This window comes from Bacillus sp. FSL R5-0576, from assembly GCF_038004765.1.
GTDB lineage: Bacteria > Bacillota > Bacilli > Bacillales > Bacillaceae > Bacillus > Bacillus subtilis.
On record NZ_JBBORU010000001.1, the window covers coordinates 1,351,441 to 1,367,735 of the forward strand.

Annotated in this window: 21 protein-coding genes; 17 read left to right on the forward strand and 4 right to left on the reverse strand. The window is 41.8% G+C overall.

Features of this window, described 5'->3' with window-relative positions; genetic code table 11:
* Window positions 1–14: 14 nt before the first annotated feature.
* Together NX903_RS07015 and NX903_RS07020 are read right to left on the reverse strand one after the other, a co-directional pair.
* Window positions 15–509: a L,D-transpeptidase family protein gene (locus tag NX903_RS07015; RefSeq protein WP_072174092.1), complete on the reverse strand. Its 495-nt coding sequence runs from the start codon at window positions 507–509 to the stop codon at window positions 15–17.
* 56 nt (window positions 510–565) lie between these two features.
* Window positions 566–1,426 (reverse strand): metallophosphoesterase, encoded by an 861-nt coding sequence (locus NX903_RS07020; protein WP_024573035.1) that lies wholly within the window; start codon window positions 1,424–1,426, stop codon window positions 566–568.
* Between the two features lie 142 nt (window positions 1,427–1,568).
* On the opposite strand from NX903_RS07020, the gene fadH reads away from it, so the two are divergent.
* The 13 genes from fadH (at window position 1,569) to NX903_RS07085 (ending at window position 11,336) form a co-directional block, all read left to right on the forward strand.
* A complete protein-coding gene (gene fadH / locus NX903_RS07025; RefSeq protein WP_015383534.1) occupies window positions 1,569–2,333 on the forward strand; it encodes a 2,4-dienoyl-CoA reductase in 765 nt (254 codons plus the stop codon).
* A 63-nt stretch (window positions 2,334–2,396) separates the two neighbouring features.
* Entirely contained in the window at window positions 2,397–3,620 is a 1,224-nt protein-coding gene (locus NX903_RS07030; RefSeq protein ID WP_003232391.1) for an EAL domain-containing protein, read from the forward strand.
* Between the two features lie 648 nt (window positions 3,621–4,268).
* The gene (locus tag NX903_RS07035) at window positions 4,269–4,508 is read left to right on the forward strand and encodes a YkuJ family protein (RefSeq protein ID WP_003218671.1); all 240 of its coding nucleotides are present in this window, start codon (window positions 4,269–4,271) and stop codon (window positions 4,506–4,508) included.
* A gap of 109 nt (window positions 4,509–4,617) precedes the next feature.
* On the forward strand, window positions 4,618–5,136 hold the full coding sequence (locus NX903_RS07040; protein WP_003232389.1) for a ribonuclease H-like YkuK family protein: 519 nt from the start codon (window positions 4,618–4,620) through the stop codon (window positions 5,134–5,136).
* A gap of 133 nt (window positions 5,137–5,269) precedes the next feature.
* Complete coding sequence (abbA, locus tag NX903_RS07045; protein WP_010886502.1) at window positions 5,270–5,467, forward strand: AbrB antirepressor AbbA; 198 nt, start codon at window positions 5,270–5,272, stop codon at window positions 5,465–5,467.
* A 137-nt stretch (window positions 5,468–5,604) separates the two neighbouring features.
* On the forward strand, window positions 5,605–6,048 hold the full coding sequence (cbpB, locus tag NX903_RS07050) for a cyclic-di-AMP-binding protein CbpB (protein WP_003218674.1): 444 nt from the start codon (window positions 5,605–5,607) through the stop codon (window positions 6,046–6,048).
* A 148-nt stretch (window positions 6,049–6,196) separates the two neighbouring features.
* A complete protein-coding gene (gene ccpC, locus NX903_RS07055; RefSeq protein WP_003232387.1) occupies window positions 6,197–7,078 on the forward strand; it encodes a transcriptional regulator CcpC in 882 nt (293 codons plus the stop codon).
* A gap of 111 nt (window positions 7,079–7,189) precedes the next feature.
* Entirely contained in the window at window positions 7,190–7,666 is a 477-nt protein-coding gene (locus NX903_RS07060) for a flavodoxin (RefSeq protein ID WP_086343784.1), read from the forward strand.
* A complete protein-coding gene (locus NX903_RS07065; RefSeq protein ID WP_086343785.1) occupies window positions 7,656–8,549 on the forward strand; it encodes a WD40/YVTN/BNR-like repeat-containing protein in 894 nt (297 codons plus the stop codon). Before NX903_RS07060 ends, NX903_RS07065 begins: the two co-directional genes overlap by 11 nt.
* A 15-nt stretch (window positions 8,550–8,564) precedes the next feature.
* On the forward strand, window positions 8,565–9,020 hold the full coding sequence (locus tag NX903_RS07070) for a flavodoxin (RefSeq protein WP_086343786.1): 456 nt from the start codon (window positions 8,565–8,567) through the stop codon (window positions 9,018–9,020).
* Window positions 9,021–9,124: 104 nt separating this feature from the next.
* Complete coding sequence (gene dapD, locus NX903_RS07075; RefSeq protein ID WP_003218680.1) at window positions 9,125–9,835, forward strand: 2,3,4,5-tetrahydropyridine-2,6-dicarboxylate N-acetyltransferase; 711 nt, start codon at window positions 9,125–9,127, stop codon at window positions 9,833–9,835.
* A gap of 69 nt (window positions 9,836–9,904) precedes the next feature.
* Window positions 9,905–11,029 (forward strand): N-acetyldiaminopimelate deacetylase, encoded by a 1,125-nt coding sequence (locus NX903_RS07080; RefSeq protein WP_046380993.1) that lies wholly within the window; start codon window positions 9,905–9,907, stop codon window positions 11,027–11,029.
* A 61-nt stretch (window positions 11,030–11,090) separates the two neighbouring features.
* Complete coding sequence (locus tag NX903_RS07085) at window positions 11,091–11,336, forward strand: YkuS family protein (protein ID WP_003232382.1); 246 nt, start codon at window positions 11,091–11,093, stop codon at window positions 11,334–11,336.
* Window positions 11,337–11,372: 36 nt separating this feature from the next.
* Here the strand turns inward: NX903_RS07085 and mscT are convergent, their stop codons facing one another.
* A complete protein-coding gene (mscT, locus tag NX903_RS07090; RefSeq protein WP_003244994.1) occupies window positions 11,373–12,176 on the reverse strand; it encodes a small-conductance mechanosensitive channel protein MscT in 804 nt (267 codons plus the stop codon).
* A gap of 236 nt (window positions 12,177–12,412) precedes the next feature.
* Between mscT and ahpA the strand changes: the two genes are divergently transcribed.
* From ahpA to rok, 3 genes are all read left to right on the forward strand, one after another.
* Window positions 12,413–12,955 (forward strand): biofilm-specific peroxidase AhpA, encoded by a 543-nt coding sequence (gene ahpA / locus NX903_RS07095; RefSeq protein WP_003245371.1) that lies wholly within the window; start codon window positions 12,413–12,415, stop codon window positions 12,953–12,955.
* A gap of 69 nt (window positions 12,956–13,024) precedes the next feature.
* Window positions 13,025–13,471 (forward strand): thiol-disulfide oxidoreductase YkuV, encoded by a 447-nt coding sequence (gene ykuV / locus NX903_RS07100; protein ID WP_014476671.1) that lies wholly within the window; start codon window positions 13,025–13,027, stop codon window positions 13,469–13,471.
* Window positions 13,472–13,936: 465 nt separating this feature from the next.
* Window positions 13,937–14,512 (forward strand): transcriptional regulator Rok, encoded by a 576-nt coding sequence (rok, locus tag NX903_RS07105; RefSeq protein WP_003232378.1) that lies wholly within the window; start codon window positions 13,937–13,939, stop codon window positions 14,510–14,512.
* Between the two features lie 40 nt (window positions 14,513–14,552).
* On the opposite strand, the gene cse15 is transcribed toward rok, so the two are convergent.
* On the reverse strand, window positions 14,553–15,518 hold the full coding sequence (gene cse15, locus NX903_RS07110) for a spore protein Cse15 (RefSeq protein WP_024571970.1): 966 nt from the start codon (window positions 15,516–15,518) through the stop codon (window positions 14,553–14,555).
* A gap of 136 nt (window positions 15,519–15,654) precedes the next feature.
* Here cse15 and NX903_RS07115 point away from each other — a divergent pair, with 136 nt between their 5' ends.
* Window positions 15,655–16,254, forward strand: coding sequence for a molybdenum cofactor guanylyltransferase (locus NX903_RS07115; protein WP_086343787.1), 600 nt, complete (start codon window positions 15,655–15,657; stop codon window positions 16,252–16,254).
* Window positions 16,255–16,295: the final 41 nt, after the last annotated feature.

Here is a 16,295-nt window from a genome sequence, read left to right on the forward strand (position 1 = left end):
CAAATAAGAAAACATTACCGGTTAATCGTGACTCTTGTTCCGTTTGGCACAATTGAAGCAAGTTCGATCACGTCTTTGTTATGCATGCGAATGCAGCCTTTAGAAACAGCCTTACCAATCGAAGCGGGATTATTCGTCCCATGTATTCCGTAGTGCTGCTTTGAAAGGCTCAGCCAATAAGCGCCAAATGGGCCGCCGGGATTGCGCTGGCGGTTAATAATGTAAAACTCGCCAGTAGGCGTTTGCGTTAGTATTTTACCAACGGCGATGGGATAGGTTTTCATTACCCGATTATTTAGGAACAGCGTAAGGGTCTTCGCTCCGATTGAGACTGCGATATGATACGGAATTGTATAAGGGTCCGGCAGTCCGGGGATGACTATGGACTGTCCCGCAGTGAGCCCTGCCTGCAGTGACGGATTAGCCTGGAGTAATGCAGCCGTGCTGATTCTGAAATCAGCCGCGATGCTGTTCAGTGTATCACCTTGCTTCACCTGGTACGTAAGCAGTTTCCTCATCCTCCTTTTTTACTTATAAGTATTGATGAGGAGCCCATCCTGCTACATTAATTTGTGCTTTTTAAGGTGAAGACAGTGATTTCAGGCTTGGCCAGAAACCGCAAAGGCAGCCTGGTCATCCCGAGGCCTCGGTTTACGTAAATATGAGTGCTGCCCATTTGATACATTCCCTCTGTGTAGACTTTTCCATATGGAGGCGTAATAATCGGTCCGTAAAAAGGCAGCTGAATCTGGCCGCCGTGTGTATGACCGGAAAGCTGAAGGTTCACGGGATAATCTGTTGTTTTCAAGGCTGCATCAGGTTCATGGACGAGAAGAATGGAAAAAAGCCTGTCGCTCAGCCTTGAAAGGGTGCCTTCATAATCTGGGTTTCCCAGCATTAAGTCATCAAGCGAAGCAATCTCGATTTTGCTGCCATCTGCGAGTGACAATGTTTGATAGCCATTGCGATATACCGTGAAACCTCCGGCCGTCATCAGGCTTTTGTAAACGGCAGTTCCATAGCCTCCGTGATCATGATTGCCGTAAATACAAAGCTTGCCGAATGGAGCATTAAGCTTTCTCAATAATGGAATGACTGCCTGGTGGTGCTGGTACGTATCAGGATTATCAATAATATCACCTGTAAAAACAATGAGATCAGGTTTAGATTCATTAATTGTAAGAATGACAGTTTTTAAATCTTCGAGAGTAAAGTAATCACTCAAGTGTGCATCGCTGAACTGCACGATTTTAAAACCGTCAAATCCGTGCGGGATGAGAGAGCTTTTTATTGTGTGTTCGGTTGTCTCGATCATATGCGGCTCGAGATACCTGGCATAGCCATATCCCCCGCCGGCCGTTAAAGCCCCGGCAGCAAGAGCGCCGAACATTCCTTTTAGAAATTGTCTTCTGGACATCTTTTTCATTTCAAACCAACCTTTAATAGAGTTTTTCTATTATATCATCTGTATCTGATAAAAATCTCATATGAGCATGTGCTGACAGAGGCAGGGATATAATGATAGAATATTATTGAATGAATACTCATTCACAATTGGAGGGATAAACATGGAAAAAAAGGCTGTAATTATTACCGGCGGGTCAAGCGGCATGGGAAAAGCGATGGCAAAAAAACAGGCTGAATTAGGGTGGCACGTTATGGTGACAGGGAGGAACCATGAGGCACTTGAGGAAACAAAAAAAGAAATTCAGACCTTTGAGGGACAGGTCGCTTGTTTTCAAATGGATGTCCGTTCCGATTCCGCCGCTTCAGACATGATTAAAGAAGCGATAAAAGCCTTTGGCCGGCTTGACGCGCTGATTAACAACGCAGCCGGAAACTTTATTTGTCCGGCAGAAAAGCTGACGCCCAATGGATGGAAAGCCGTTATTGAGATTGTTTTAAACGGCACATTTTTTTGCAGCCAGGCAGCGGCAAGGCATTGGATTGACCAGAAGCAGCAGGGTGTCATTTTAAATATGGCAGCCACGTACGCTTGGGGAGCGGGAGCGGGGGTCGTTCATTCCGCTGCAGCCAAAGCGGGGGTATTGTCATTGACAAGAACGCTGGCCGTTGAATGGGGGAGCAAATACGGCATTCGCACAAACGCGATAGCCCCCGGACCGATTGAACGAACAGGTGGTGCGGAGAAGCTATTTGAATCGGAAAAAGCGATGGCCCGCACGATGAACAGTGTGCCGCTCGGCCGATTGGGCACACCGGAGGAAATCGCCGCTTTGGCAGCGTTTTTGCTTTCTGATGAAGCATCCTATATAAACGGGGATTGTATCACAATGGACGGAGGGCAATGGCTGAATCCTTATCCGTTTTAAAGAATATTAATCTTTGGATTCAATGTGGTATAATCAGACAAAGATAGAGAAGCAGGTGATAACATGTTGGATCCACTTGATATTTTAACGAACATTGATGATGTCCTTCCATATTACCAGGCGATTTTCAGTGCCGAGGAACAGAAGGTTGTCGGATATGAGGTGCTTGGACGAATTTTGGCAGATTCAGAAATCCAAAGTCTCGGACCCTTCTTTTTAGATGCAGGGATACCCGAAGAATATAAATTAGAGGTTGATAACAGAATTATCCGCCAGGCTCTTGACCGCTTTTTAGAGGCGGATTCTGATCTGCTGATTTTTATGAATCAGGATGCCAATCTGCTGATGTTGGATCATGGTGAAAGCTTTCTGGAGCTTCTGAAAGAATATGAAGCGAAGGGAATCGAACTCCACCGTTTTGTTCTTGAAATTACAGAGCACAATTTTGAAGGGGATATTGAGCAGCTCTACCATATGCTTGCATACTATCGTACATACGGAATTAAAATCGCAGTTGACAACATCGGAAAAGAAAGCAGCAACTTGGACCGAATCGCGCTGCTCTCACCAGATCTGTTAAAAATCGATTTGCAGGCGCTGAAAGTGTCACAGCCGTCACCGTCATATGAGCATGTGCTGTACAGCATATCTTTATTAGCAAGAAAAATCGGTGCGGCGCTGCTGTATGAAGACATTGAGGCGAACTTCCAGCTTCAGTACGCCTGGAGAAACGGAGGCCGCTATTTTCAGGGCTATTACTTAGTGTCTCCATCTGAAACGTTTCTAGAGAGAGATGTATTGAAACAAAGACTTAAAACTGAATTTCACCAATTTATCACACATGAGAAAAAGAAACTGGAGACCGTCTATGAGCACTCTGAACAGTTTTACAAACGAGTGCATCAGGCTGTGACCTCTTTGAGAAAAAACAATCTGTCTTCTGATGATGACTTTATTAAAAAGCTGGCGGAAGAGCTGACAGATTGCAGCTTCAGGATTTACATGTGTGATGAAGAAGGCGATCAGCTGACGGGAAATGTGTTTAAGCAAGACGGAGAATGGATTTATCAGCCGGAATATGCTGAAAAGAACTGGAGCTGGCGCCCTTATTTTCTGGAGAACATTATGAGAATGAGAAATCTCAGAAAAGGTTTTTTCAGTGATCTGTACAGTGATTTGGAAACAGGTGAAATGATCAGAACGTTTTCATATCCGATGGATGATCAGATGTATTTATTTATAGACTTGCCTTATTCTTATTTATATGAGCAGGACGGACTGATTTAACGGCTGAAAGGCCGTTTTTTTATGAAATGAAAAAAATATCAAAAAACGATTGACATTGATACTGAGAATCATTATCATTTAATTATAGAGAGAAGCTACTCTCTGTTCCCCAACCCCTCTATCAGATCAAGATCCGAAAAAACTTGGCGCTACCCCCGCCAAGTTTTTTATTTGTCAAAGCATAGGACAATCCAATGAAACAATAAACCTAACTAGTGGTAAATGTTTAACACGGGGAGAAACATTCAGTGCTGAACACCCCTGACACTGCTGCACGGGTAAGGAGGAAAATTCGTTCTGAAATGATTATTTATTTCAGTTCCGTTGTTTACCTCTATCCAGCATGACTCCCATTGATTATGGCCACGCGGGACTTCACCATAAAATTCAAAAGAAGGTTTTGACAAAATTGCAAAAAGGCATTCTTAATGCTGCCAAAGATTCGAAAAAAATTATAATTGTGTGCATGACATTCAAAAAAAGCCTCAAACTAAAGAAAAATAGTTTTTTTCACTTTTTTTCTTTGCTTAAATTCAGCAGTGAAAATGCCATCCTGTCCGACTTTATGGTATGATGCTCAATAGAACTTGTATTATAATAAATACTTGTTGATTTGAAGTTGCTTTTTGAAAGGAGTCTTTTTTTAGAATGTCACAATTAATGGGTATCATCACACGGCTGCAAAGTCTGCAAGAAACAGCGGAAGCGGCTAACGAGCCAATGCAGCGTTATTTCGAAGTGAATGGTGAGAAAATATGCAGTGTTAAATATTTCGAAAAAAATCAAACGTTTGAACTGACGGTTTTCCAAAAAGGTGAAAAACCTAACACATATCCGTTTGATAATATCGACATGGTTTCCATCGAAATCTTTGAACTTCTTCAGTAAGATTCCTGAAATAGGGGGAACAAGCTTCCGCCTTTGCAAAAGTAATCGAAATAAACGGTAAGGAACATACTTGTTTCATGGTTGTAAATCCTTGAAAAGGAGTGTCGTGATGGCTGATTCTTTTCTGTTTTATAATCTTTCAGAAGCACAGATGACCTTTCAAGATGTGATGGAACGGCTTAAAGCCTTTGTTCAAAAGGACCCCCGTTCTTCTTATGTGTTATCGATCGGAACCGATTCACAGGTTTACCGCGATTACACAAAGTTTATTACCGCATTGCATTTGCATCGTACAGGCAAGGGAGCTTGGGGCTGCTTGAAAAATCATACAGTCGACAGACCCATACATAGCCTTCGGGAGAAGATTTCGTTAGAAACGGCGTACAGCCAAGAAACGGCCGCTCATATTCTTGATGGACACTTAATGGATATTACCGATCTGCTCCTGCCCTTTACCGGTGAGGGGGCGGATCTTACCTTTGAAGTTCACTTGGATATTGGGAAAAAAGGGCTTACAAAAGATCTGATCCAAGAAATGACTGGACGTATTACCTCCATGGGGATTGAGGCCAAAATAAAGCCGGATTCATACACTGCCTTCAGCTATGCAAATCGTTTCACAAAATAATTTGGCTGAAAAAGCCAAGGTAAATGTCGAATTATGCGGTTGACGTTTGTTATCTGATTACTTATTCTAGCGGTAGAGCTGAAAGTAAGTTGTCTTGCTTTCAGAGGTATTCAGTATAAAACAGGGGGCCTGATTGCGAATGAGTCTTATCGGTGAACGATTTACAGAAGAAGAACAAAAACTTCTGCTGAATATCCTGATCAACCATGAGTATGCCATCGAGCTATTAAGCAGTGAGATCAACGATATAGAGACAGGGACCAAAAACGTTGACGGAACCACCTACAAAAAACTTGTAACGCTATACGACCGATTTCGATTTGAAAATTAATGGGACACCCTATAATTGATACTCCACAAAGAGTATCTTTTTTATTGAAAGGAAACTTTTCGACAAATACTGATAAAGTTTATATTATTGCAATATAGGGAATGTATTGATGATGAAAATGAAAAGGGGTCGAAAACATGATAAGCTTACAATCAGATCAACTTCTTGAGGCAACAGTCGGACAATTTATGATTGAGGCGGACAAAGTAGCGCACGTGCAAGTCGGAAATAACCTTGAGCACGCATTATTAGTATTGACAAAAACCGGATACACAGCCATCCCGGTTCTGGATCCTTCCTATCGTTTACATGGCTTAATCGGGACAAATATGATCATGAACAGTATTTTTGGACTTGAGCGAATTGAGTTTGAAAAGCTTGACCAAATCACTGTTGAGGAAGTCATGCTGACCGACATTCCGCGCCTTCATATCAATGATCCGATTATGAAGGGATTCGGCATGGTCATTAATAACGGATTTGTCTGTGTTGAAAATGACGAGCAGGTATTTGAAGGGATTTTTACGAGAAGAGTCGTTTTAAAGGAATTGAATAAGCATATACGCTCGTTGAATAAGTAGGCTGTACGGCCTATTTTTATTATATAGCCAGAGCGAAAAAAAGAAAGCGCATACATAATTTAAACGAGAATAGGGCTTGAATAAGAAACTAAGATTTTATTAGAATGGGAGATAAGAAAAACTTATTGATAACAAAAAGGAGGACGACATGCAGCTTCAAGAGCTTCATATGCTCGTAGTTTTAGCTGAGGAATTAAATATGAGAAAGGCGGCAGAACGGCTTTTTGTATCTCAGCCGGCTTTATCTCAGCGCTTACAAACCATTGAAAAGGCGTGGGGAACAAAAATCTTTTTAAGATCACAAAAAGGATTAACGGTAACGCCCGCCGGTGAGAAAATCATTCAGTTTGCGAATGATGTGACATTAGAGCAGGAAAGAATAAGAGAAAATATTGACGAGCTTGAAGGTGAAATTCACGGCACATTGAAGCTTGCCGTCGCCTCCATAATCGGTCAGCATTGGCTCCCTAAAGTCCTGAAGACGTATGTGGAAAAGTATCCGAATGCAAAGATCTCGCTCATAACCGGGTGGAGCAGCGAAATGCTGAAAAGCTTGTATGAGGATCAGGTTCATATCGGCATTATAAGAGGCAACCCTGAGTGGAAGGGGCGCAAAGATTACTTAATGACAGATCATCTGTATTTAGTGGATACTGAAATTTCCTGCATCGAAGATATTGCCCATACAGAACGGCCGTTTATCCAGTTTAAAAGTGACAGCACTTATTTTCAGGAAATTCAGCACTGGTGGCATCAAAAATTTAAAACGTCGCCGAAACAGACGATATTGGTTGATCAGATTGAAACGTGCAAACAGATGGCGCTGCACGGAATCGGTTATGCTATTTTGCCGTCTGTTACCCTTCAAAATGAAGATAAAGTGAATAAAATGCCTCTTTTAGACATGAAAGGGCATCCGATCGGTCGGGATACATGGTTATTAGGCTATGAGCCTGCCTTTGAACTGAAACAAGTTCAAGCTTTTGTACAAGTGATAAAGGATATGCTGGATCAGGAAAATCCATTTTAAAGACAGCGAGGTGCTGTCTTTTTTTTATTTATCTGTTGACAATGAAAATCATTATCATTTAAAGTGATACATATGATATTGAAAATCATTATCAATTAATGGGGTGATAACATGGCTAAAGCCTTGATTACATATGCCAGCATGTCAGGAAATACAGAAGACATTGCCTTCATAATAAAAGATACGCTTCAGGAATATGCGTTGGATATCGATTGTGTCGAGATAGACGATGCGGATGCGTCTTGTTTAACCTCCTATGATTATGTACTGATTGGCACCTATACGTGGGGGGACGGCGATTTGCCCTACGAAGCGGAGGATTTTTTCGAAGAGGTCAAACAGCTTCAGCTTAATGGTTTAAAAACAGCCTGCTTCGGGTCTGGCGATTATTCTTATCCAAAGTTTTGCGAAGCGGTGAATTTGTTCAATGCCATGCTGCAAGAGGCGGGAGCTGCTGTTTACCAGGAAACACTAAAAATTGAATTAGCGCCTGAAACAGATGAAGATGTGGAAAGCTGCCGAGCGTTTGCGAGAGGTTTTCTTGCATGGGCAGATTATATGAACAAGGAAAAAAGCCATGTTTCATAAAGGAGCAACTGCTGTTACGGCATCGGCGTTTTCTGGATATTTTGTGGCGGTACAAAGAGAAGGCATTTTTCATTATTCTTTGGAGCAGGGCTGGAGAAAGCTTTTTCGTTTGAAAAGTAAGATACACTGTATCAGCTACATAGGGCCTTACTTATTTGGCGTTGGTGAAAAGGGAACAGTCATTCGTTCGGCTGATGAAGGGAAAACCTGGACGATGTCGAGCTTTCCGACAAATGCAACAGTGTGGGCGATTACCGGCAGAAACAACGGGTTTGTCTGCGCCCACGGTAAGCATTGTATTTATGTATCGGATGATTTTGGTGTCTCATGGCGCGTAGCCAAACCTTTTGCCGAATTTCATAATCCCCCTGTTATCCGGTCGCTATGTCTTCACGGGGGCAATCTTTTTATTGGCACGCAAATACACGAATATTTTGGCGGCATTTGGGCTTACGACATTAAGCGTGACAATGTCCAAATTGTCAAAAAAGAAAAAAACCGGATGACGGCATCCATGCTCGTGTTCAATGAAAATTGGCTGGTGGCGGCGATGGGTTCTGTGAAAGGAAAGCACGGTGCTGTCACTGTACGGAATCTTTTGAATGGTGAAGAATTCATCATTCAATCCAGCATGATCAGAATAGAAGAATCATTTCTTGATCTTTCAGAGGATGATGGCATTATATATGTCACTACAACACAAGATGAAAATGGTTTTTCAAGAATTTACCAGGTTGATCTCGAAGCCCGATCGTTAAAATGGTTCGATACCATTAAGGGGCATGGATGGAGAGTGGCCAATCAGAAAGAGAATTTCTTTTGCGCAGGCTTGTATGAATGTAAATTTGTCCAGCCGTACGAAGTTTCAGCAATGATTCATTAGAGGAGGAACAAGGAATTGGCGAAGATTTTGCTCGTTTATGCAACAATGTCAGGCAACACTGAAGCAATGGCAGATTTGATTGAAAAGGGGCTTCAGGAGGCGGAAGCAGAAGTAGACCGTTTCGAAGCAATGGATATTGATGATGCCCAGCTGTTTACCGATTATGACCATATCATAATGGGAACCTACACATGGGGAGACGGAGATCTGCCTGATGAATTTTTAGATCTGGCTGAAGACATGGGGGAGATTGATTTTTCCGGAAAAACTTGCGCTGTATTCGGTTCCGGTGATACAGCATATGAATTTTTCTGCAGAGCGGTTGATACGCTAGAGGCAAAAATAAAAGAACGCGGTGGAGACATTGTGCTGCCTTCGGTAAAAATCGAAAATAATCCAGAAGGTGAAGAAGAGGAAGAATTAATAAACTTCGGGAGACAATTCGCAAAGAAAAGCGGGTGCGCTGTCTGATCACTAACTGGGAACTGCTAAAACGGCTGTTCCTTTTTTTCTTGTCTTTGTATCTTTCCTTTGATACAGTAATGAGGTAGAAAATCAGGAGGAGGACTATACATATGAAAATGATGGACGCAAATGAAATTATTTCATTTATTCAAAATAGTACAAAATCTACACCTGTAAAGGTTTACGTGAAAGGTGAGCTGGAAGGAATCAATTTCGGCGAATCTGCGAAAGCTTTTATCAACGGAAACACTGGTGTCGTTTTCGGTGAGTGGAGCGAAATCCAAACAGCAATCGAAGAAAACCAAAGCAAAATCGAAGACTATGTGGTTGAAAATGACCGCCGCAATTCTGCGATCCCAATGCTTGATCTTAAAAACATCAAAGCGCGTATCGAACCGGGCGCGATCATCCGCGACCAAGTTGAAATTGGTGATAACGCAGTCATCATGATGGGTGCTTCTATTAATATCGGTTCAGTCATCGGCGAAGGCACAATGATTGATATGAACGTTGTGCTTGGCGGACGAGCTACTGTCGGAAAAAACTGCCATATCGGCGCGGGTTCTGTACTTGCGGGCGTTATTGAGCCGCCATCCGCTAAACCGGTTGTGATTGAAGACGACGTCGTAATCGGCGCAAATGCTGTTGTGCTTGAAGGCGTAACAGTAGGTAAAGGAGCTGTTGTTGCTGCGGGAGCGATCGTGGTAAACGACGTTGAGCCATACACTGTCGTTGCAGGCACACCAGCTAAAAAAATCAAAGACATTGATGAAAAAACAAAAGGCAAAACTGAAATCAAGCAGGAATTACGCCAGCTGTAAGGAAAAGTTTGATAAAAAAGGCGTGGATAATATATCCACGCCTTATTCGTATAGGCAGGAGGAATAGAAATGAAGAAAGAGGAGCTCATCGCAATTCGCAGAGATCTGCATCGTATACCGGAGCTTGGATTTCAGGAGTTCAAAACCCAGCAGTATTTATTAAATGTCTTGGAACAATATCCGCAAGACAGAATTGAAATTGAGAAATGGCGAACAGGGCTTTTTGTAAAAGTGAACGGGACGGCGCCGGAAAAAATGCTGGCGTACAGAGCGGATATCGATGCGCTTTCTATAGAAGAGCAAACCGGTCTTCCATTCGCATCAGAGCATCACGGCAACATGCACGCCTGCGGTCACGATTTGCATATGACGATTGCACTCGGCATTATTGATCATTTTGTTCACCACCCAGTCAAACATGATTTGCTTTTTCTGTTTCAGCCGGCAGAGGAAGGGCCTGGCGGTGCGGAACCAATGCTTGAGAGCGATGTATTAAAAAAGTGGCAGCCTGATTTCATCACTGCGCTTCATATTGCTCCAGAGCTTCCGGTAGGCACCATTGCGACAAAAAGCGGCCTTCTATTTGCGAATACATCAGAGCTAGTCATCGATCTGGAAGGCAGAGGGGGACATGCGGCATATCCGCATTTGGCTGAGGATATGGTTGTAGCGGCAAGTACACTTGTCACTCAGCTGCAAACGATTATCTCTAGAAACACAGATCCGCTAGACAGTGCTGTTATTACAGTTGGTACCATTACCGGAGGCTCGGCACAAAATATCATTGCGGAAACGGCCCACCTGGAAGGCACAATCCGCACGCTTTCTGAAAAATCGATGAAACAGGTAAAGGAACGGATTGAAGATGTGGTGAAAGGAATCGAAATCGGATTCCGCTGCAAAGGAAAAGTGACATATCCGTCTGTCTATCACCAAGTTTACAATACGAGCGGATTAACAGAAGAATTTATGTCTTTTGTTGCTGAACATCAACTGGCGACAGTAATTGAAGCAAAAGAAGCAATGACTGGGGAGGATTTTGGCTATATGCTGAAAAAATATCCCGGCTTCATGTTCTGGCTCGGCGCTGATTCTGAACATGGGCTTCATCACGCTAAGCTGAATCCCGATGAAAATGCGATAGAAACAGCGGTTAATGTCATGACAGGTTATTTTTCTGTTTATGCCAATTAAGTACAAATGAAAGAATAAAATTCCATAAAATGAGCACTCTAGTAAACGGAGGTGTTCAAAAATGGCTAAAAAAATTGGAATTGAACAATCGTTATCAGATGTAGAAGCTGCTTTAAAAGAAAAAGGATATGACGTTGTAATGATGAAAAGCCCTGCTGACGCTCAAGGCTGTGACTGCTGTGTCGTAACAGGTCTTGATAATAATGTGCAAGGGATAGCCGATACGGTAACACAAGCACCTGTCATTACAGCTTCCGGGATGACGGCTGAAGAAATTTGCAGCGAAGTTGAAAGCAGAATTCAGTAATAAAAAAACCGAAGCAAAAAGCTTCGGTTCTTTTATTTATTCTGTTTCTTTAGGGAAAGCGCGGTCGAACGCGTTCTTTATTTCTTTTCTCAACACTCGTTCGACTCGCCACTGTTCCATATTTTCTGTTTTGGCAATGACCCTGATCACAATTTCAGAAGTCCCCAGTTCTTGAATCCCGATGACATTTGGGCCTTCTTTTATTTGTGGAAGAGCCGCTGCCGTCTCATCACAAACCTGCTGTAAAATATGAATCATTTCATCAATGTTTCTTTCAGCCGGCACTTTAATATCAACAAGAGCCTGCATGGTACCACGAGAATGATTACTCACGTTTGTGATGTTTCTGTTGGGGATGTAATGCAATGTTCCGTCAAAGCTGCGGATTTGAGTTGTTCTTAAGCCAACCTGCTCGACAATTCCGTCAAAGGTGGAAACGGTAATATAGTCTCCGACATCCAATTGTTTCTCAAGCAAAATAAAAAAACCTGTCACGATGTCACTGACAAGCCCTTGGGCGCCAAATCCGACAGCCAGGCCGACGATTCCTGCCCCCGCTAAAAGAGCGCTTGGATCATAATGAAACAAATCTAGAACCATGACGAAGAATATAAAAATCAAAGTATAAGCAAATATGTTAAGAGTCAGGCTTCGGAGCGTATGTGCACGTCCTATAGACAAGCTATTCTGCTCCTCGAATTTTGCAAACAGATGTTTAATGATTTTCATGCCTAATGATCGAACGATAAAATAGAGCAATATCATAATGGCGAGTTTAATGAGCAGAACACCGGCATTTGTAATCAGTCCCGCCCAATCATATTGTTTAATAAAGTCCATGTTGAGCTCCTTTTCTAATTGATGGCTGCACATTGAGGCTAGTTACCCTGTACATGACCATGTTAAACGTTTTATTCAAAAATGTCGAAGCCAAAGACATGCATGATTTGTTAAAAATTGACTCAGGAAATCTGCTTTTATATAATGGCATTGCAATATAACTAAAAATGGTTAATAACCCTTTATTTTCAAGCTATTTCGACTTTTAAGCCAAACAATAAATTGGAGGGATACATATGGCAGAACGTATGGTAGGTAAACAAGCTCCTCGTTTTGAAATGGAAGCAGTCCTTGCAAGCAAAGAATTCGGCAAAGTAAGTCTTGAGGAAAACATGAAAAACGACAAATGGACAGTGCTGTTCTTCTATCCAATGGACTTTACTTTTGTTTGTCCGACAGAAATTACAGCAATGTCCGACCGCTATGACGAGTTCGAAGATCTTGATGCAGAAGTCATCGGGGTTTCAACTGATACCATCCATACTCATTTAGCTTGGATCAATACAGACCGCAAAGAAAACGGTCTTGGCCAGCTGAAATACCCGCTTGCTGCTGATACAAACCATGAGGTATCCCGGGAATATGGCGTTTTAATCGAAGAAGAAGGTGTGGCTTTGCGCGGATTGTTTATTATTAATCCTGAAGGGGAGCTCCAATACCAAACTGTTTTCCATAACAACATTGGACGTGATGTTGATGAAACGCTTCGTGTTCTCCAGGCGCTGCAAACTGGCGGACTCTGTCCGGCTAACTGGAAACCAGGCCAAAAAACACTTTAATTCTTTCCAAGAACGAAAAGCGGTCTAGCATATTCGTTAGGCCTTTCTGTTAAATAGGAGGGAAAAGCAATGAAATTACGTCAGCCCATGCCGGAATTGACGGGAGAAAAAGCTTGGTTAAATGGTGAAGTGACGAGAGAGCAATTGATTGGGGAAAAGCCGACGCTTATTCATTTCTGGTCCATCAGCTGCCACTTGTGCAAAGAAGCGATGCCGCAAGTGAATGAATTTCGTGATAAATATAAAGATCAGCTGAATGTTGTAGCTGTGCATATGCCTCGTTCCGAAGATGATCTTGACCTTGGTAAAATTAAAGAAACAGCCGCTGAACACGATATCACTCAGCCGATTTTTGTTGACAGTGACCATGCTTTAACCGATGCATTTGAAAATGAATACGTACCTGCGTATTATGTGTTTGATAAAACAGGACAGCTCCGTCACTTCCAAGCCGGCGGGAGCGGTATGAAAATGCTTGAAAAACGTGTGAACCGCGTTCTGGCTGAAACGGAATAGGTATCTGACTAAATAGTATTTCCTAAAAACCTGATCACATCAGGTTTTTTATTTGTGCAAAAAGCAATGGAAGAAGAGTAAGAAGCTTATTTTTCCAAATTTGGGTATAGGAATTGATGATTTGTTTGATTGATACGCTAAAAAACACAGCTAATTTTTGATGTTTTTCCTCAATTTTAGATAAATCTCATATCTCGTAACTCGAAAATTGTAGATATTACACTAAATTTCTTTAAAGAAGTAAGTAAAATATATATTTTCAACATTATACCAAATAAACTAGAAAGACCCTTGACCCCTTGAGAACAAAGGACTCTTTTGAAAAATAAAACTTTTTCAGAAAATAAGGAATTTTTCATAGAGTAAATATAATAGTAAAATGCTAAAATAATAGTTGATAAAATTACTTTTGTAATCTAATATCTTAATTAAAGATGTTAATTTTGATAGGGGGTACATTGAGGAATGTTTAATGAAAGAGAAGCTTTGCGCTTGCGGTTAGAACAATTAAATGAAGCTGAAGTGAAAGTCATTCGTGAATATCAAATTGAACGTGATAAAATATACGCAAAATTAAGAGAGCTGGACAGAAATGGAAGCCCTTCCGAAATCAAAAAGGATTTCCGTTCTGAAAAAAAACCTGACTCTCTGCCGGTTCTCGCTGAGCTTGCGGCTCAGGAAATCAGAAGCTATCAGCCGCAATCACAGCAGCAGTCTGTTCAGCCTCAGCTTCAATCTATTTCCTCTCTTCCTGCCGGTATACCAGACGGAACAACACGAAGAAGAAGAGGAACGGCAAGACCGGGATCAAAAGCAGCTAAGCTGCGTGAAGCTGCTATTAAAACATTAAAACGCCACAACGCGGCGATTAAGAGCTCGGAGCTTCAAAAAGAGATTGAAAAAGAAAGCGGTCTTGAAATCCCTAATATGACAACGTTTATGCAAAGCTTAATTAAAATGTACCCGGAAGTGAAAAAGCCATATCGCGGGCAGTACATTTTAGAGGGTGAAATCGAATCTGCAGAATCAGCAAACGAGTAAATATAAAGAAAAACTGCTTGGCATCGCTCAAGCAGTTTTTTTATTGAGGTTTTTTCTGTGAAGGTTTGTTTTCTTTTTCAAGATTAAGCTTATACACCCACTTTTGATAAGGCTTTTCTTCAGCGGCTCTGTTTTTCAGCTCTTCGATTGTATGGCTCTTGGCCTGGTCTGATGATTGGGCGTGGGCAAGCTGTTTTTGAAGCACATGTATCTGTTTGGTGACATCTTCAAGGATGGTCTCTACATGATTTGGCTGCGCGTATACCGCTGGAGCTTCTTCTTCCGTTTTTTCTTTTTGTTTTGTGCCGCCATCAATATCGGCAAAATGAGAAGCAATCCAGGCATCGCTTTCATCAAGCTGCCGTTTATACGATATAATAGTTTCGTGAAATAATTTTTCTTTCGTTTTTTCTATGTCTAGCAGTCTTTCTTTCGTTTCTATGATTCGATCTTTCATATGATCAACTTCTATTTTAATATGTTTTAGCTGATATTCTTTTTCTACCATTTGCTCTTTTAGACGCCCGTTTTCGGCTTTTATCAATTCGGCTTGCTGTTTTGCCTGAAGCAGTGCATTTTGTTCCTGCTCAATTGAGGCTTGAAGTTCGCTGATCCGTTTATGAAGATTTTTATTTTCTTCTTCGATTTTGACTTTAGCAATATGAAGTTTATGTTTTTCTTCGATTTCGGCTCTGCGTTTATAGGTTTCAGCAGATAGAAGCTCCTGCAAAACAACGATTTTATCAAGCAGTTCAGCTCTTATTTGGTGCAGGGTTTGGCTGGTGTGGGAGGCATGTTTTTCTTTTGTTGACATATGTGTTAATTCGGCAGACAGCTGCTGGAGCTTTTCTTTCATATCGTTATTTTCTTTGAGCAGTTTGTTATTTTTCTGATGAAAGTAGCTTGCTTCAAGTTCAGAAATCAGCTTATGGCACCTTGAAAGCTCGGATTTTAAATAAAGGTTCTCCTGAGACACGTCGTGGAAAAAAGGACCTGATCTTTTCATTCGAACCATCTCCCTCATGATGTTAACACTACAATATGCAAATACTGAACAGCTATTCCTCTTTAATAAACAGACAAGCAGTAGCGTTGAGCCTTTGCTTTTGCTATGCTTTTAACGAAACTAGAGGTGAGATGATATGAAGGATGTAAACGTACTGCTGGCAGGGGGAGCCTCGCGGCGATTTGGAGAACCGAAGGCGTTTGTCAAATGGAAGGGCAGGATGCTTTACGAATGCGCTAAAGAGGCACTTGGAGAACAAACGGTTATCATCAGCCGTCCCGAATTTATTGATAGATTTCAAGAAAACGGTGAAAATGAAGTGTATCAAGATGCTAAGCCATTTCAAGGCATGGGGCCATTGGCTGGTATATATACCGCTTTTAAAAAGACAAACGGTGATCTTTATACTGTTCTTTCCTGTGACACACCGCTGATACAAAGAAGGACGATGCTGGAGCTCAAACGTCTGATGACTGCCGGTGCGGACGCGGTAGTCCCAATTTCAGACGGACAAGTGCAGCCATTGATTGCGATTTACCACAAACGTATCATGCCAGTTCTATACGATCAGCTTTCTGAGAAGAGGTTGAGAATATCAGATTTATTAGGCAGAATTTCGGTTTGTTACGTACAGGCTGAAAATATCGGAGCAAACCCGGCAGAGTTTATCAACATTAATACACGTGATGATTTTAGCTGTTTGGAAGAAAAATCGAACTCCCTCAAGCGGGACTGACGGGGCAATAACATGATAAGATGACATAAAAGATAAGGAGA

Excerpts from the sequence above, each read along its gene's own strand:
- NX903_RS07035 (WP_003218671.1), top strand. The coding sequence starts at position 4,269 with ATGTCACAATTAATGGGTATCATCACACGGCTGCAAAGTCTGCAAGAA.
- NX903_RS07080 (WP_046380993.1), top strand. The coding sequence starts at position 9,905 with ATGAAGAAAGAGGAGCTCATCGCAATTCGCAGAGATCTGCATCGTATA.
- NX903_RS07040 (WP_003232389.1), top strand. The coding sequence starts at position 4,618 with ATGGCTGATTCTTTTCTGTTTTATAATCTTTCAGAAGCACAGATGACC.
- ahpA (WP_003245371.1), top strand. The coding sequence starts at position 12,413 with ATGGCAGAACGTATGGTAGGTAAACAAGCTCCTCGTTTTGAAATGGAA.
- NX903_RS07020 (WP_024573035.1), bottom strand. The coding sequence starts at position 1,426 with ATGAAAAAGATGTCCAGAAGACAATTTCTAAAAGGAATGTTCGGCGCT.
- ykuV (WP_014476671.1), top strand. The coding sequence starts at position 13,025 with ATGAAATTACGTCAGCCCATGCCGGAATTGACGGGAGAAAAAGCTTGG.
- ccpC (WP_003232387.1), top strand. The coding sequence starts at position 6,197 with ATGCAGCTTCAAGAGCTTCATATGCTCGTAGTTTTAGCTGAGGAATTA.
- NX903_RS07060 (WP_086343784.1), top strand. The coding sequence starts at position 7,190 with ATGGCTAAAGCCTTGATTACATATGCCAGCATGTCAGGAAATACAGAA.
- fadH (WP_015383534.1), top strand. The coding sequence starts at position 1,569 with ATGGAAAAAAAGGCTGTAATTATTACCGGCGGGTCAAGCGGCATGGGA.
- NX903_RS07030 (WP_003232391.1), top strand. The coding sequence starts at position 2,397 with ATGTTGGATCCACTTGATATTTTAACGAACATTGATGATGTCCTTCCA.
- NX903_RS07065 (WP_086343785.1), top strand. The coding sequence starts at position 7,656 with ATGTTTCATAAAGGAGCAACTGCTGTTACGGCATCGGCGTTTTCTGGA.
- mscT (WP_003244994.1), bottom strand. The coding sequence starts at position 12,176 with ATGGACTTTATTAAACAATATGATTGGGCGGGACTGATTACAAATGCC.
- cse15 (WP_024571970.1), bottom strand. The coding sequence starts at position 15,518 with ATGAAAAGATCAGGTCCTTTTTTCCACGACGTGTCTCAGGAGAACCTT.
- NX903_RS07115 (WP_086343787.1), top strand. The coding sequence starts at position 15,655 with ATGAAGGATGTAAACGTACTGCTGGCAGGGGGAGCCTCGCGGCGATTT.
- dapD (WP_003218680.1), top strand. The coding sequence starts at position 9,125 with ATGAAAATGATGGACGCAAATGAAATTATTTCATTTATTCAAAATAGT.
- cbpB (WP_003218674.1), top strand. The coding sequence starts at position 5,605 with ATGATAAGCTTACAATCAGATCAACTTCTTGAGGCAACAGTCGGACAA.
- NX903_RS07085 (WP_003232382.1), top strand. The coding sequence starts at position 11,091 with ATGGCTAAAAAAATTGGAATTGAACAATCGTTATCAGATGTAGAAGCT.
- rok (WP_003232378.1), top strand. The coding sequence starts at position 13,937 with ATGTTTAATGAAAGAGAAGCTTTGCGCTTGCGGTTAGAACAATTAAAT.